We start from the raw sequence: 15,819 nt of genomic DNA, 5'->3' as shown, positions 1-15,819 counted from the left end.
AATTGTCCTCTAATAAGCCCGTAAAACAACAAAAATCACACCGCACGGATATATTTCCAAGTAATGAGTTACAAACAAAAGAGTTGATCCTGAATGTCTAAAATTACAGAAAGAAATTTAGTTGTAGGACTAGATATCGGCACATCTAAAATATCAGTGGCCGTTGGCGAAATTACCCCTGACAATCAGTTAAGTATTGTTGGCGTTGGCAATCAGCCAACACGAGGTATGGATAAGGGTGGAGTTAATGACTTAAATTTAGTCATTCAGTCAATTCAACGAGCAATTAATGAAGCCGAGTTAATGGCAGATTGTCAAATTAGCTCAATTTATTTAGGGATATCAGGAAAACATATTAGTTGTCAAAATGAGAATGGCATGGTGCCTGTTAATGACAAAGAAGTGACTCAAGAAGATGTTGACAATGTTATTCATACGGCTCGCAGTGTTCCTCTTTCGGCCGAGCGCCGTATGCTGCATGTATTGCCACAAGAATACAGTATAGACTGTCAAGACGGCATAAAAAGCCCTATTGGCATGTCTGGTGTACGTATGGAAGCAAAAGTACATATTGTTACGTGTGCTAATGATATGGCAAAAAATTTAGTCAAATGTGTAGAACGCTGTAATTTAACGGCCGATCAACTCATTTTTTCTGCCCTCGCTTCAAGTTATTCAATACTCACTGATGATGAAAAAGAATTAGGCATTTGCGTGGTTGATATGGGGGGCGGCACGATGGATATTTCTATATTCACCGGTGGTGCACTTCGGCACACAGCAGTGATTCCCGTAGCAGGAAATCAAGTAAGTAACGATATTGCTAAAATTTTCCGTACACCATTAAGTCATGCAGAAGATATTAAAGTGCAGTATGCCTGTGCATTAAAACACCTCGTTAGTATGGAAGAAAGTATTGATGTTCCAAGTGTTGGAGGGCGACCTGCACGCACTATGTCTCGACACACGTTGTCGGAAGTTGTAGAGCCAAGATATCAAGAATTGTTTGAATTAATTCAAGAAGAAGTAAGAGAAGCAGGCTTAGAAGATCAAATTGCAGCGGGCTACGTGTTAACTGGCGGTACAGCGAAAATGGAAGGCGTAGAAGAGTTTGCCGAAGAGGTATTCCAAATGCCAGTTCGTATTGCTTCGCCACTGCCAGTGCAAGGGTTGAAAGAGTATGTGGATGATCCGAGTTATGCCACGGTTGTTGGTTTGCTGCATTATGGTATGCAAGCTCATGAATCGGGTTTAAAAGAAAAAAATAAACCGGAAGGCGTAACGGGCTTATGGTCACGTTTTAGTGCTTGGTTTAAAGGTGAGTTTTAGCGGATATCAATTTGCAATGTTATTACCTATTTATCAGTAACAATTAATAGATTGAATAGTTGTGTAAACATTGTTTTGTAGGTCAGAATTTATTCTGACGAATTTAGTAAAAAACGGAGAGAGAAAATGTTTGAATTGATGGAAGATCATAACGAAGAAGCGGTGATTAAAGTCATTGGTATTGGCGGTGGTGGCGGTAATGCTGTCGAACACATGGTATGCCAAACGATTGAAGGGGTTGAATTTACAACGGCGAATACAGATTCACAAGCCTTACGTAATTCCTCAGCCAATGTTACTTTACAACTAGGGGCAGATGTCACTAAAGGTTTAGGCGCAGGCGCTAATCCTAATATTGGCCGTCAAGCTGCTGAAGAAGACCGTGAAAAAATCATGGAAACTTTACGTGGTGCCGACATGGTGTTTATTGCGGCAGGTATGGGGGGCGGTACAGGAACAGGTGCTGCACCAGTGGTTGCTGAAATAGCCAAAGAAATGGGAATATTAACCGTTGCTGTTGTGACAAAACCTTTCCCATTTGAAGGTAAAAAACGGATGAACTACGCAGAGCAAGGCATTGAAGCACTAGCGAAAAGTGTTGATTCATTAATTACTATTCCTAATGAAAAATTATTAAAAGTATTAGGTCCAGGAACAAGTTTGTTAGACGCATTTAAAGCGGCTAATAATGTTTTACTTGGTGCTGTACAAGGTATTGCAGAGCTTATTACTCGACCAGGTTTAATTAACGTCGATTTTGCTGATGTACGGACAGTAATGTCTGAAATGGGAACTGCAATGATGGGTTCAGGTATTGCTTCAGGTCCAGATCGAGCCGAAGAAGCTGCTGAAGCTGCTATTTCAAGTCCATTACTTGAAGATGTAGATTTAGCGGGTGCTCGTGGAATTTTAGTTAATATCACCGCAGGTATGGATATCAGTATTGATGAATTTGAAACCGTTGGTAATGCAGTAAAAGCGTTTGCGAGTGAAAACGCAACTGTTGTTGTGGGTGCTGTAATTGACCCAGAAATGACTGAAGAGCTTCGTGTTACTGTTGTTGCAACAGGTATTGGTGCAGAATGTAAGCCAGATATAACGTTAGTTAATCCAACACCTGTAGTAGAACAACGTGTAGTTGGTTCTGATTATACTTCAGCTGCCGCACCACAAGCTGAAATCAATACTGAGTCAATTGCGATGACTGATAGCAATGTTCAAAAAGTTACTCATGCAGATTTAGATAATTATTTAGATATACCGGCATTTTTGCGAAAGCAAGCGGACTAGTTATGGACAATATTGGTATCAGAGCATTAACACAACATAAATAGTAAATTGAATTAGTTGCATTTTTTTGTTATATTATGCGCCCACTCAAATGTGGCCTAATCTGTGCTGTTAATTTTTTAGGCGCGACAGTAGTTACGCTCGTCTAGGTAATTGACCCACAAGCAAAAAGCAAAACAAGCGAGGTTGTATGATTAAGCAACGTACACTAAAAACAAGCGTATCAACCGTAGGTGTTGGTTTGCATAAAGGTGAAAAGGTACAGGTCACTCTCCGTCCTGCACCGGCCAATACGGGGATTATATTTCGCCGTATTGATCTTGACCCTGTAGTTGACATCAAAGCGACACCAGACGCTGTGGGTGAAACAACTTTGTGTACGTGTTTGGTAAATGAACAACAAGTGAAAGTGTCTACTGTTGAACATTTGTTATCAGCTGTAGCCGGTTTGGGAATTGATAATCTTATTATTGATGTTGATGCGCCTGAAATACCTATTATGGATGGTAGTGCGTTACCTTTTGTCTACTTAATCGAATCTGTTGGTATTGAAACACAAGATGCCGCCAAAAGGTTCATTCGAATCAAGAAAGCAATACGTGTTGAAGAAGGCGATAAATGGGCAGAGTTACTCCCTTTTGAAGGCTTTAGAGTCAATTTTTCCATTGAATTTAATCATCCTGTTATTGCCAATACCTGCCAAACCATGAGTATGGACTTTTCCGGCTGTTCTTTTATTAAAGAAATTAGCCGCGCCCGTACCTTTGGCTTTATGAAAGATATTGAGTTTCTCCGTTCTCATAATCTTGCGTTAGGTGGAAGCTTAGAAAATGCGATTGTACTGGACGAATATCGCATGTTAAACAAAAATGAATTACGTTACGATGATGAATTTGTAAAGCATAAAATACTCGATGCTATTGGTGACCTATACATGGGAAGTGCGAGTATATTAGGCGAATTTAACGCATTTAAATCGGGTCACGGTCTTAATAATATGTTGCTTAGAGAAGTCTTTAAACAAGAAGATGCATGGGAATGGGTAACTTATGAAGATGATAAGTTAACATCACCCATAGAATATCAAGAAATTAATGCGGCTGCTTTTTAGTTTTTCATTTGTAATAGGCAATAATAACTAACCTGAATCTTGTTTAAGAAAATTGAACTAATTGCCTGTTCCGTGATCAGATCTTTCGACCAAGAAACATTCAATCACACAAGGAACAGGCATGAAGAATTTAGTTGAATTGTATTGCGATGTCGATGACTTTTGCAAAATATTTATTCCGCAATGGCAAAAACAATTACTGGAAGACGGAACCAAAAAACGTCAACGAACAGGGCATATGACCACCAGTGAAATTATGACAATAGTGATTGGTTTTCACATGTCACATTATCGTGATTTTAAAAATTATTACCTCGGCCATGTATCCGCTTTTTATAAAGACGCCTTTCCAAACTTACTGAGTTATACACGTTTCCTAGCTGTCATGCCCCGGATTATTGCGCCAATGTGTGCTTACTTTTCAACACTTAAAGGAAAGCCTACAGGCATTGAATTTATTGATTCAACATCAATAAAAGTCTGTCATAATATTCGTATTCCAAGGCATAAAACATTTAAAGGTGTTGCCCAACGAGGTAAAGGTACTATGGGGTGGTTCTATGGCTTCAAACTCCATTTAGTAGTAAACCACCTCGGTGAAATAGTGGCAGCTAAAGTGACTAGTGGCAATGTTCATGATACTCAACCAGTTAGTGAGTTAGCAGAACATTTACCAGATAAATTATATGGTGATAAAGGATATTTAAGTAAAGCTTTAGCGGCCGATTTGTTTGATAAAGGTGTGACACTGATCACCACTGTTAGAAAAAATATGAAAGCAAAAGCGATGTCATTATGGGATAGAGCCATGCTTTCAAAACGATTTATTATTGAGACCATAAATGACCAATTAAAGAATATTTCGTTTATCGAACACTCAAGACATCGTAGTGTTAATGGTTTTATGCTCAATTTACTCGCGGGATTAGTGGCTTACTGCTTAAAGAAAGATAAGCCTTCTCTTAATATCAGTGATGTAGAACTAAACTCTATGGCCGTTGCTTAAGCAGATCTGAGGTTAACTAATAAAAACCGAGCTTTGTCTCGGTTTTTTGATCTTTACTTTTTGTTATTTAAAGCATTAGCCGCGAGTTTTTCTAATTTTTCTTTTAATCCTGTTGGCGCATTTTTAGCAATTTCTAATAAATGCGAGGCAGTTTTATTAGACATACTTTGCACAGAGCCTATTTTTGCTTCATAGGTGCTATTTGAAGATAAATTAGTTGAAGCCGCAATATTTGTCGTCATTATAGGTTGATAGGTCTGTTGGTTAGGCATTTGTCTGTGCCCTTGAGGATTGACTTTAATCTCAATTTGAGAAAATTGTCCTTGGGTTTGTTTGATCAACGCTTTGCAAATTATATTGCGCTCAAATTGCAATCTCTGTCCCCAAACAGGGGATTTCACCTCAATAATTAAGGTAGATTGCATAAAATTGGCAATTTTGAACGCATCTTCTGGCAGGTCAGGGCATATTTGTCGTACAATGTCTGACAACAAATTCAAAGAGTTGGTTTTTGACTGAATTTGTGCCAAAGTGCCTGTCGTCGAATTGAAAAGGGTCGACATATCTTTTGGCAATTTAGGTCTACGTGCCATATGGGTACCGTTAATAATAACCTTAACTAGAAATATATATGAGTTTAACACTACTGTACCGTGGAAAGAATGTAAGATTTTCAATGCGTCTAAATAAGTTGCATTGGCTTTCTGCAGTGTTGATTTTTTCCCTAGTATCAGGGGGTATTATTCATTTACTCTTTTCAATGGATGAAAAACCAATGCAAGAGAGTGGTTATTTTACAAGTGGTACAGCAGCCTTACCTAGTAATGAAGGTAATGTTATCAATATCGTTGAAAACAATGCTGTTCATTCAACTAGAAGTGATGCAAAAAATCAACAAGTTACCGCATTAACAGTTAAACTGGCTGAGTTACAAAGTCATGTATTACGGTTGAATGCGTTAGGTGAACGCTTAGCTGACAATGCAAACATACCGGAGCAAGAGTTTAATTTTTCCAAACTCCCGCCCAGTGGTGGTCCTTCATCTGGTACGAGTGAAAGTAGTAAAAAGTCTTTTACTCAACTACTTACAGAAATTACAGAGTTGGAAGGTTCACTTAATCATGAAGAAAATCAACTACACATGCTTGAATCTTTGATATTGGGTCACCATATAGAGAACACACGCTATTTGTCAGGCCGTCCTATTACTAAAGGTTGGTTATCCTCTTATTTTGGTGTACGTAAAGACCCTTTTAATGGTCGAGCGACTATGCATAAAGGGATAGACTTTGGCGGCAAAGAAGATGGAGATATCATTGCGACGGCTGCAGGTATTGTCAGTTGGTCAGATGAGAGACATGGTTATGGTCAGTTAATTGAAATTAACCATGGCGATGGCTTGAAAACACGTTATGCACATAACAAAAAATTACTTGTGGCAGTGGGAGATGTTGTAACAAAAGGACAAATAATAGCAAAAATGGGCAGTACTGGGCGCTCAACAGGGCCGCATGTTCATTATGAAATTTTGCATAATAATAAACAAATTAACCCGCTTAAATTTGTTTATCGCAAAGCGAAGTAATAAGAATAGGTGTAGAGCGCACGTATACTGCGACAAAACTACAATAATAATTAATCACTTTAGTGTACTAAATTGGGTAGAACACTAAATTTCACAAAATGGTTTAATAAGATGTTCGTAAAATTGTTAACAAAAATGTTCGGTAGTCGTAATGATAGATTAATCAAACAAATGACTAAAGAAGTAAAAAAAATAAACGCTTTAGAGCCAATCCTTGAAGCGCTGACTGATGAAGAGTTAAAAGCGAAAACAAGCGAATTTAAAGAGCGTTTGAGCAATAACGAAACATTAAACACTATTCTTCCTGAAGCATTTGCTGTGGTACGAGAAGCCAGTAAACGCGTTTTTGGTATGCGCCACTTTGATGTACAAATGATCGGTGGCATGGTACTAAACGACGGTAAAATTGCTGAAATGCGTACCGGTGAAGGTAAAACCTTAACCGCCTCACTTCCTTCTTACTTAAATGCCCTAACCGGGAATGGCGTTCACGTGATAACAGTGAATGACTACCTTGCAACACGTGATGCAGATTGGAGTCGACCATTATTTGAATTTTTAGGATTAACGGTTGGTTGCAATATTGCCGGTATGGCACCACAAGATAAGCAAGCCGCCTATCAAGCAGATATCACCTATGGTACCAATAACGAATTTGGCTTTGATTATTTACGTGACAATATGGTGTTTTCACCAGAAGAGCGTACCCAAAAGAAATTAAGTTTTGCTATTATCGATGAAGTGGATTCAATTTTAATTGATGAAGCTCGTACACCGCTCATTATTTCGGGTCAAGCCGAAGACAGCTCTGAACTGTATAAAAATATCAATACAATCGTGCCAGTACTTGAAGTACAAAGTGAAGAAGATAAAGATCAAGAAACAGGTCAGTCAGAAGGATTTGTTGAAGGTGACTTCACTATTGATGAAAAAGCAAAACAAATTTATTTAACAGAACGTGGTCAAATTCGCATTGAAGAAATTATGTGCGAACGAGGTTTGTTACAAGAAGGTGATACTTTATTTTCGGCCTCAAATATTACTTTATTACATCATGTTATGGCGGCATTACGTGCCCATAAACTATTTCAAAAAGACGTCGATTATATTGTTAAAGACGATGAAATCATCATTGTTGACGAACATACGGGTCGTACAATGGAAGGTCGTCGTTGGTCTGAAGGATTACACCAAGCTGTAGAAGCAAAAGAAGGGGTAAGAATTCAAAATGAAAACCAAACGCTTGCTTCTATCACTTTTCAAAACTTCTTTAGAATTTATGACAAATTGTCAGGTATGACAGGTACAGCAGATACTGAAGCATTTGAATTTCAACATATCTATGGGTTAGAAACGGTTATTGTACCAACGCATCGACCTATGATTCGTAATGATATGTCTGATTTGATTTACCTAACAGCAGAAGAAAAATTTGAAGCAATTTTAGAAGATATTAAAGACTGCGTAAAACGCGGACAACCAGTTTTGGTTGGTACTATCTCTATTGAAACGTCAGAATTTTTATCAAATCTTTTAAAGAAAGAAAAAATAAAACATAAAGTATTAAATGCTAAGTTTCATGCTCAAGAAGCTGAAATTGTTGCTGATGCAGGTAAAGAGTTTGCGGTAACTATTGCAACTAACATGGCAGGTCGTGGTACCGATATTGTGCTTGGCGGTAATTTGAATGCTGCAATTGATGATTTATCGAAAGGCAACAAACAGCCAACAGAAGAGCAAATTGAAAAATTAAAAGCCCAATGGAAAATTGATCATGAGCGTGTGTTAGAACTGGGTGGTTTAAAAATTGTTGCGACTGAACGCCATGAATCACGTCGTATTGATAATCAGTTACGAGGTCGTTCAGGTCGTCAAGGGGATCCTGGTGCAACCCGTTTCTACCTTTCAATGGAAGATTCTTTAATGCGTATTTTCGCCTCAGAACGTATTTCAAATATGATGCGTAAATTAGGCATGGAACGTGGCGAGGCAATTGAACATCCATGGGTAACTCGTAGTATTGAAAATGCGCAACGTAAGGTTGAAGGACGTAATTTTGATATGCGTAAACAGTTGTTAGAGTATGACGATGTTGCTAATGATCAACGTGGTGTTATTTATGAACAACGCAATGAATTACTTGATGAACCAGATATTGGTGAAGTTGTTAATAATATCAGAGCTGATGTCATTAATAGTGTGATCAGTCAACATATTCCATCACAATCATTAGTTGAAATGTGGAATGTAGCAGGTTTAGAAGAACAGCTTAAAGGTGAGTTCAATACAAGCTTGCCCATTGCACAATGGTTAGACGAAGACAAAAAACTACACGAAGAAAGTGTTCGCGAAAGAATTGTTGCTGAGTTTGAACAAGCTTATAAAGATAAAGAAGAAATTGTTGGTGCTGATGTGCTTCGCCAATTTGAAAAAGCGGTAATGTTACAAAGCTTAGATTCACATTGGAAAGAGCATTTAGCTGCAATGGATCATTTACGTCAAGGGATTGGTTTACGTGCGCATGCTCAGAAAAACCCTAAACAAGAGTACAAACGAGAATCTTTTGAGTTATTCACAGAAATGTTAGATAACTTAAAATATGACGTGGTAGGTATCTTATCTAAAGTACAAATTCAGGCTGAGTCTGATGTTGAAGCGGTAGAAGAGCAGCACAGAAAAGCTGAAGTACCTGCTGAATTCCAAGACCAAAGTGCGGATAGCCTAGAAACCAAGCCTCAAATGCCACGAGTGGGACGTAATGAACCTTGCCCTTGTGGTTCAGGGAAAAAATATAAACAATGTCATGGTAAATTGTCATAGAGATTAAATGATGAAGCGCGGGTTGAATCTTATTAAAGAAACGACTCGTGCAAGCCGATTCCAGAGTCTTCATTATAGCTTTGTAACATCTAGTTGATGCTATCAAACATTCTAACCGTATATTTTCGAAATTTTTAACGTGATTTCTTATGTCTAAAACCATTCATGTAGCTGTTGGTGTGATTATGTCTACCGACGACCAAGAACTTACTCAGTATTTTCTTACTAAACGCCTTATGAACGCTCATCAAGGGGGGAAGTGGGAGTTTCCTGGTGGTAAGGTAGAAAAAGACGAAAGTGTTGCACAAGCCCTTGCTAGAGAGCTTAAAGAAGAAGTGAATATCGACGTATTAACTTGCTTACCTTTAACGACTATTAAACATATTTATGTTGAGAAGAATGGCGAAGATAAAAACGTTTGTCTCGATGTGTTTATTGTAGATAATTTTATTGGTGAGCCTTCAGCTCAAGAAGGGCAGGAAGAAGGTTTGGTTTTCTCTTGATGAGTTACAAACGTTAGAGTTTCCTAAAGCGAACGACGAGATTATTAAAAAACTCATCTCTCGTCACTCATAATTAGTTACTGTCTTTTTATTCGGGCTCTACAAAAAACTTATTATTTAAAACAAACTCATCTTCCATTGCATCAAGCATTTCTTCCGTTAAAGGGGTTTCCCCTTGAATACTTTGGCTAATTTTATGATTTTCTTCTGCCCATTCACCTAAATCAATCAGTTGACAACGTTTACTGCAAAATGGACGAAATGTACTACTCGTTTGCCAAACAACTTCTTTGGCACAGTTAGGGCAAGGAACTTTTAAAGTCATGATATATATTTTACTAAGTTAGTTATAAGTTAATCATCAGATTATACGTCAATTGGTATTATTTTACTGTAAGCTATTTTTTTCTACGTATAAAATAGATCACTTAATTAATGAAACGGGTATCACTTCAGCACCGTGCTAATTTGAATGTGGTTGCTTGGTTTGAATAACGTCTACCTTGTTGTTCGCATGGCAACATAAATCGGATGGAATAGCGAAATTTATTACCACTAATCGTTGGGAAGTATTGTGCGCTTTGCGCAACCTTAATACGTAACAACAATAGCCCTTCACCACTGTCTTGATAAAATCCGCTTTCGGTTTCAATATGCTTAAACTCAGCGCGTAATCGTATAAATTTGAGTACCAAAGCTAAGGACTGTTTAATGTTTTTAAGTAAGGATAACCACCGTTCAATGTTCTTCTCTATGTATGGTCTAGACTGATGTAACCAAAATTGTAATTGGGGTAAATCAAAACAGAAATTGCCACCTTGAATAGCAAAACGTTGCTTTAAACTTGCAAGTAACACATCCTCTTTTAACTGCAACCATGCTTGGTTGTTCATTCTTAATTGACTAACTAAAGCGACTGTTTCACGAAGATTATCCTCAAGAGCCGTTGTATCAATATCAGGGGCTTGAGACCATACGACTAAATTATGCTGTAATTTTTCTAAATCTTTAATTAAGTCACCTCGAATATCAGTGCGTTCGAGTGTATCAATAATGGCGAATAAAGCGCTAAAAAAAAAAGTTGGTGGCTAACAATAATATCGGACACATCGCAACTATCCACTTGCTTAAACAATAGTTCAAGTTTCAAATAATTACGAATACGTTCATTTAGAGGGTGTTCATACAATATAGTTGTCATGAAAAGCGTTCAGAACTTCTTAAATTATTACTTTAGTTAGTTAGGTATATTAACGATAGATAATTGAAATGGCGAATTATTTTTAGTTTAATTTTTGTTCATCTTTTTAATTAGTGCACTTTAATAGAAATTATTAAGAGGAATATTTGACTATTGCTTGTTTACTCGTGCCGAAAATAACAAATATTGTCGGTGTAATTGGCTAACCGACTGCGTTAAATCTTCGATACTACAACTGTCATTTAATAAGATATCGTCAGCATGTGCTTGTCTAACTTGCCGGCTTACTTGACTATTAATAATCGCCTGTACTTGCTGTTCAGAGTTGCTGTCACGGGCTGTTGTGCGTGATAACTGAGTTGATTCATTGACATCAATGACTAAAACACGATTAACTAGGGAGGTTAGTCCATTTTCAATTAATAGTGGTGCCACAATAATACAATAAGGACTCTTTGAGCTGCTTGCTTGTAAGGTGATTTCTTCTCTAATTAATGGGTGTAATAAATTATTTAGCCATGATTTATCGTCATTATTACTGAAAATTTGTTGTCGAAGTAATGCTCTATTTAGCTCACCATTAGGTAGAATGAAATGATCACCAAAGTGTTCGCTAATTAAACCTAAGGTCAAGCGACCTTTTTGTACAACATCTCGGGCAATTATATCGGCATCAATAATATCGATACCCATTTTCGAGAAAATATTTGTAACGGTTGTTTTTCCAGAACCAATACCACCAGTGAGGCCAATTACGTAATCAGACATATTTACCTTTGCGTTTTAAATGTTTCGAACCTTATGCATTAAAAAATGTAATTTTTTCATTAATGGCTAGCTAACTTGTAGCATATACCAAGACCAAATTTGATTACCCCATAATAAGGTTATCCAACCGCCACGGCCAAATAGGGACCAAAAGGAATTGCTTGTTCGCGTTGATGTTTTTTAAATACCACTAACGATATACCGACGATAGCACCAACAACAGATGCCATTAAAATAAGTACTGGCAGTAATTGCCGGCCGATCCAAGCGCCAAATAAGGCAAAGAGTTTGAAATCGCCAAATCCCATTCCTTCTTTACCTGTGAGTAGCTTAAATAGCCAAAATATACAGAACAAACTCATGTAACCCACGGCTGCACCGATAACGGCATCATACAGTGGCACAAATGTGCCTTGTAAATTAACTAACAAACCAAACCAAAGTAATGGCATCACAATTTGATCAGGTAATAGCATATGATCAAAGTCGATTAAGGTTAAACAAATTAATCCCCATGTAAGTACAAGTATTAATAGGGTTTCTATCGACACGCCCCATTTTACCGCAACGACTAAGCTTAATGCTGCTGTAGTCGCCTCTACTATCGGGTAGCGTGCAGAAATACTGTTTTTACATGCACTACATTTACCTTGTAAAAAAAGCCGGCTGAGCACGGGAATGTTTTCATAAAAGCGTATGTGGTGCCCGCATTTTGGGCAGGTTGAACGGGGTATAGAGAGAGTCAGTGGCTCAATCTTTTTAGCGGGGATCTTGGTTAATTCGTCGGCTAAAAACTCCCGGCAATCTGTATACCGGCTGTTGTGCATCATTTTAGGTAAACGGTAAACAACGACATTCAAAAAGCTGCCGATGATCAATGATAGAATGACAACAAAAATATTAAAGGCAATAGGATATTGTTGAAAAAAGATTAAGGTTTGGTCAAACATAAACGACTCGTTCACAAAACTACAAAATAACAAAAAAGGGTCTAAAGTGTATTAACTTTGAAACCCTTTCTACTCAACACTCAACAGCAATTAAACGACCTTGCCGAGTTGGAAAATTGGTAAGTACATCGCAATGATTAAGCCACCAATGACCACACCGAGCACAGACATAATTAAAGGCTCTAATAATGCGGTTAAATTATCAACGGCATTATCCACTTCGGCTTCATAAACGTTAGCCACTTTTGATAGCATATCATCAACCGCACCAGACTCTTCACCAATGGCAACCATTTGAATGACCATATCAGGAAATATGCTACAATTACGCATCGCAAGGTTCATTTGCATCCCTGAAGTAACTTCGTTACGGACTTCTAGTATCGCATCACGAAATACCGCATTGCCGGCAGCGCCGGCAGCAGATTCAAGAGCATCTATCAAGGGAACACCTGCAGCGAATGTGGTTGATAATGTACGTGCATAACGGGCAACCGCCGCTTTTTTAAGTACATCACCCACAACAGGTAGTTTTAAAATAGTTCTATCAACTTGATCACGTAATTTTTGACTTTTTTGATGCGCTCGTTTAAACAAAAAGATAAAAGCGATGATACCGGCTAAACCTATGTACCAATAGGCAACCATAAAGTCAGAAATACCCACCACAAATTGTGTAAAAGCAGGGAGCTCAGCTCCAAAACCAAAGAAAATTTCTTGGAAAACCGGTACCACAAAAATCAATAAAATGGAGGTAACAACAGCAGCAATAACCAAAACAGCTATTGGATAGGTCATGGCTTTTTTAATTTTAGCTTTTAACGCCTCTGCTTTTTCTTTGTAGGTGGCAATTCGGTCATAAATGGTTTCTAATGAACCCGATTGTTCGCCAGAGGCCACTAAATCACAATAGAGATCATCAAAATATTTAGGATGGTCGCGCAAACAATCAGACAACGGAATACCGGAGGAAAGTTTATGACCTATGGTACCTAACAGCTTTTGCATATTGCCATTGTTATGGCCATTACCGATCATTTCAATGGTTTGTACTAAAGGCACACCCGCACCTAACATGGTCGCTATTTGCCGTGAGATTACTGCGATATCTGCCGGCGTTATCGCTTTTTCACCACTTAACCCAAACAGGGGTTTGGCTTTTTTCTTGACCTTACTTGGTGTAATCCCTTGTTTGCGTAGTTGTGCCTTTAATTCAATTACATTATTAGCTGAGAGTTCACCGTTAATTTTTTTCCCTTTGCGGTTGACTCCATGCCAGGTAAATACGTCTAAGGCTTTAACCTTAGGGGCCTTTTTTTTTGAGACTGCTGTTGCCATAAAATTACCTTTTAATTACCTATTAATACTTTATGTAGCTGACAATGTTCAAGAGAATAATATAGGTGAGAGCGTAAACTATCGTTCATTTTAATTACTTTCATCCTGACTATATTTATCTAGGGTACATTTTCAACCTACATTTATTCGCGTTTTCGTTATGTTTTCGTTATATAGTAAACACGATTCCTTTTAATATAAAGTAACCGGCTATGCACTGGTAACCCGGTTTATTTCAGCAAGGCTAGTCATGCCACTCATCGCTTTTTTAAGACCAGACTGCCGTAAATTATTATAACCTTCTTTTTGACATTGCTTAGCGATATCTAATGAGTTGCCCCCTTCCATAATAATGGAGGCAATTTCAGGGCTAATTTTAATCACTTCGTAAATACCAACTCGGCCTTTATAGCCACCAGTACATTGTCCGCACCCTACGGGTTTAAATAACTTTATCTCACTGAGTTTGTCAGCAGGAAAACCTTGTTCGGCTAACAGTAGTTCTGATAGCTCTTCAGGTGTTTTACAATGTGGACATAAACGCCGGGCTAAACGTTGAGCAATAATGATGGTTACTGAACTGGCAACGTTGTATGAAGGAACACCCATATTCAATAACCGAGTCAGTGTTTCTGCTGCAGAGTTAGTATGCAGAGTAGATAAAACCAGATGACCAGTTTGTGCTGCTTTTATGGCGATTTCTGCGGTTTCTAAATCACGTATTTCCCCCACCATGACAATGTCAGGATCTTGACGTAAAAATGAACGTAGCGCACTCGGAAAAGTTAAACCCGCACGATTATTAATTTGAACCTGATTAATGCCTTCTAAATTAATTTCAACCGGATCTTCGGCGGTGGATATATTTCGTTCTTCGGTGTTAAGAATATTTAAGCCGGTATACAAGGATACGGTTTTACCAGAGCCGGTGGGGCCGGTGACTAAAATCATGCCTTGGGGTTGATCCAATGCTTCCATGTATATTTGTTTTTGTTCGGCTTCATAGCCTAACATGTCAATACCTAACATGGCGCTAGATGAGTCGAGAATACGCATTACTATTTTTTCGCCCCACATAGTCGGCAGGGTACTGACACGAAAGTCGATAGACTTTTTCTTTGAAAGTGCCGGCTTTATCCGGCCATCTTGTGGTACACGTCGCTCAGCAATATCGAGTTTTGACATCACCTTAAGACGGGCTGACATTCGAGATGATAAAGAGACCGGAGGGCGAGCGATTTCGGTTAATATGCCGTCAATACGAAAGCGAATACGAAACGATTTTTCGTAAGGCTCAAAGTGTAGATCTGAGGCGCCTTTTTTGATGGCATCTAATAATATTTTATTGATAAAAACAACAATAGGGGCATCGTCTTCACCGGTACTAACGGGCTCATCATTGTTATCTTCTTGTACTTCTAGGCCTGACAACTCATCAGAATCGATGTCGGTTATATTGAGGGCATCACTTTCATCTTCCAGTACTTTTTCAATACAAGCTTGTAGGCCTGGTTCATCTGTTAATATCAGCTCTGTACTGTAGCCAGTATTGAATTGTATTTCTTCTAAGGCATCAAGATTTGTCGGGTCAGACATGGCAACAAACAAGACTTTGCCACGTAAAAATAATGGCAAGGCATTATGTTTATGAATGAGTTTTTCATTGCGTACCCCTTCAGGTACTAGGGTGGTGTCAAAATTTTCTAACTGTATATAGGGGTAGCCAAACCGGTGGGATAATATCGCGGCAATTTTTTTGCCATCGAGTTTCTTATCATCCACTAAATAACGAATAAAGGGTTTGTTTTTGCCACTAAAGTCATTAAATAGTTCATCGACGTTTTCAAACGGGACGAGATGCTCATTAGATAAAGCAGTTAACACACTAGATTGCTGATGGTTGCCTTTCATAACTCTT

Annotated in this window: 14 protein-coding genes; 7 read left to right on the top strand and 7 right to left on the bottom strand. The window is 38.2% G+C overall.

What is annotated here, in order from left to right:
• The first annotated feature begins 93 nt into the window (after positions 1-93).
• The 4 genes from ftsA (at position 94) to L3081_RS18460 (ending at position 4,736) form a co-directional block, all read left to right on the top strand.
• Positions 94-1,329, top strand: a complete 1,236-nt coding sequence (gene ftsA, locus L3081_RS18475) for a cell division protein FtsA (RefSeq protein ID WP_242287556.1) — start codon at positions 94-96, stop codon at positions 1,327-1,329.
• Positions 1,330-1,455: 126 nt separating this feature from the next.
• A complete protein-coding gene (gene ftsZ, locus L3081_RS18470) occupies positions 1,456-2,619 on the top strand; it encodes a cell division protein FtsZ (protein ID WP_242287554.1) in 1,164 nt (387 codons plus the stop codon).
• A 190-nt stretch (positions 2,620-2,809) separates the two neighbouring features.
• Complete coding sequence (lpxC, locus tag L3081_RS18465; protein ID WP_242287552.1) at positions 2,810-3,730, top strand: UDP-3-O-acyl-N-acetylglucosamine deacetylase; 921 nt, start codon at positions 2,810-2,812, stop codon at positions 3,728-3,730.
• 121 nt (positions 3,731-3,851) lie between these two features.
• Positions 3,852-4,736, top strand: coding sequence for an IS982 family transposase (locus tag L3081_RS18460; RefSeq protein ID WP_242287550.1), 885 nt, complete (start codon positions 3,852-3,854; stop codon positions 4,734-4,736).
• Between the two features lie 53 nt (positions 4,737-4,789).
• On the opposite strand, the gene L3081_RS18455 is transcribed toward L3081_RS18460, so the two are convergent.
• Complete coding sequence (locus L3081_RS18455; protein ID WP_242287549.1) at positions 4,790-5,329, bottom strand: DUF721 domain-containing protein; 540 nt, start codon at positions 5,327-5,329, stop codon at positions 4,790-4,792.
• Positions 5,330-5,412: 83 nt separating this feature from the next.
• Here L3081_RS18455 and L3081_RS18450 point away from each other — a divergent pair, with 83 nt between their 5' ends.
• From L3081_RS18450 to L3081_RS18440, 3 genes are all read left to right on the top strand, one after another.
• Positions 5,413-6,321: a M23 family metallopeptidase gene (locus L3081_RS18450; RefSeq protein WP_242287547.1), complete on the top strand. Its 909-nt coding sequence runs from the start codon at positions 5,413-5,415 to the stop codon at positions 6,319-6,321.
• Positions 6,322-6,432: 111 nt separating this feature from the next.
• Positions 6,433-9,141, top strand: a complete 2,709-nt coding sequence (gene secA / locus L3081_RS18445) for a preprotein translocase subunit SecA (RefSeq protein WP_242287545.1) — start codon at positions 6,433-6,435, stop codon at positions 9,139-9,141.
• A gap of 149 nt (positions 9,142-9,290) precedes the next feature.
• Positions 9,291-9,644, top strand: a complete 354-nt coding sequence (locus L3081_RS18440) for an NUDIX domain-containing protein (RefSeq protein WP_338027399.1) — start codon at positions 9,291-9,293, stop codon at positions 9,642-9,644.
• An 88-nt stretch (positions 9,645-9,732) separates the two neighbouring features.
• Here L3081_RS18440 and yacG read toward each other — a convergent pair whose 3' ends face one another.
• The 6 genes from yacG to pilB all read right to left on the bottom strand — a co-directional run bounded on the left by yacG (position 9,733) and on the right by pilB (position 15,812).
• Positions 9,733-9,969 (bottom strand): DNA gyrase inhibitor YacG, encoded by a 237-nt coding sequence (gene yacG / locus L3081_RS18435; protein WP_242287543.1) that lies wholly within the window; start codon positions 9,967-9,969, stop codon positions 9,733-9,735.
• Between the two features lie 127 nt (positions 9,970-10,096).
• Positions 10,097-10,672, bottom strand: a complete 576-nt coding sequence (gene zapD, locus L3081_RS18430; RefSeq protein WP_242287612.1) for a cell division protein ZapD — start codon at positions 10,670-10,672, stop codon at positions 10,097-10,099.
• 323 nt (positions 10,673-10,995) lie between these two features.
• Positions 10,996-11,613 carry a dephospho-CoA kinase gene (coaE, locus tag L3081_RS18425; RefSeq protein WP_242287541.1) on the bottom strand — a complete coding sequence of 206 codons (618 nt, stop codon included), beginning with the start codon at positions 11,611-11,613 and terminating at the stop codon, positions 10,996-10,998.
• Positions 11,614-11,732: 119 nt separating this feature from the next.
• A complete protein-coding gene (locus L3081_RS18420; RefSeq protein ID WP_338027398.1) occupies positions 11,733-12,563 on the bottom strand; it encodes a prepilin peptidase in 831 nt (276 codons plus the stop codon).
• A gap of 90 nt (positions 12,564-12,653) precedes the next feature.
• A complete protein-coding gene (locus L3081_RS18415) occupies positions 12,654-13,901 on the bottom strand; it encodes a type II secretion system F family protein (protein WP_242287538.1) in 1,248 nt (415 codons plus the stop codon).
• A 210-nt stretch (positions 13,902-14,111) separates the two neighbouring features.
• A complete protein-coding gene (gene pilB, locus L3081_RS18410; protein WP_242287536.1) occupies positions 14,112-15,812 on the bottom strand; it encodes a type IV-A pilus assembly ATPase PilB in 1,701 nt (566 codons plus the stop codon).
• Positions 15,813-15,819: the final 7 nt, after the last annotated feature.

It is taken from the genome of Colwellia maritima (assembly GCF_022669015.1).
Lineage (GTDB): Bacteria > Pseudomonadota > Gammaproteobacteria > Enterobacterales > Alteromonadaceae > Colwellia > Colwellia maritima.
This window is presented reverse-complemented; position numbering and strand designations above follow the sequence as displayed.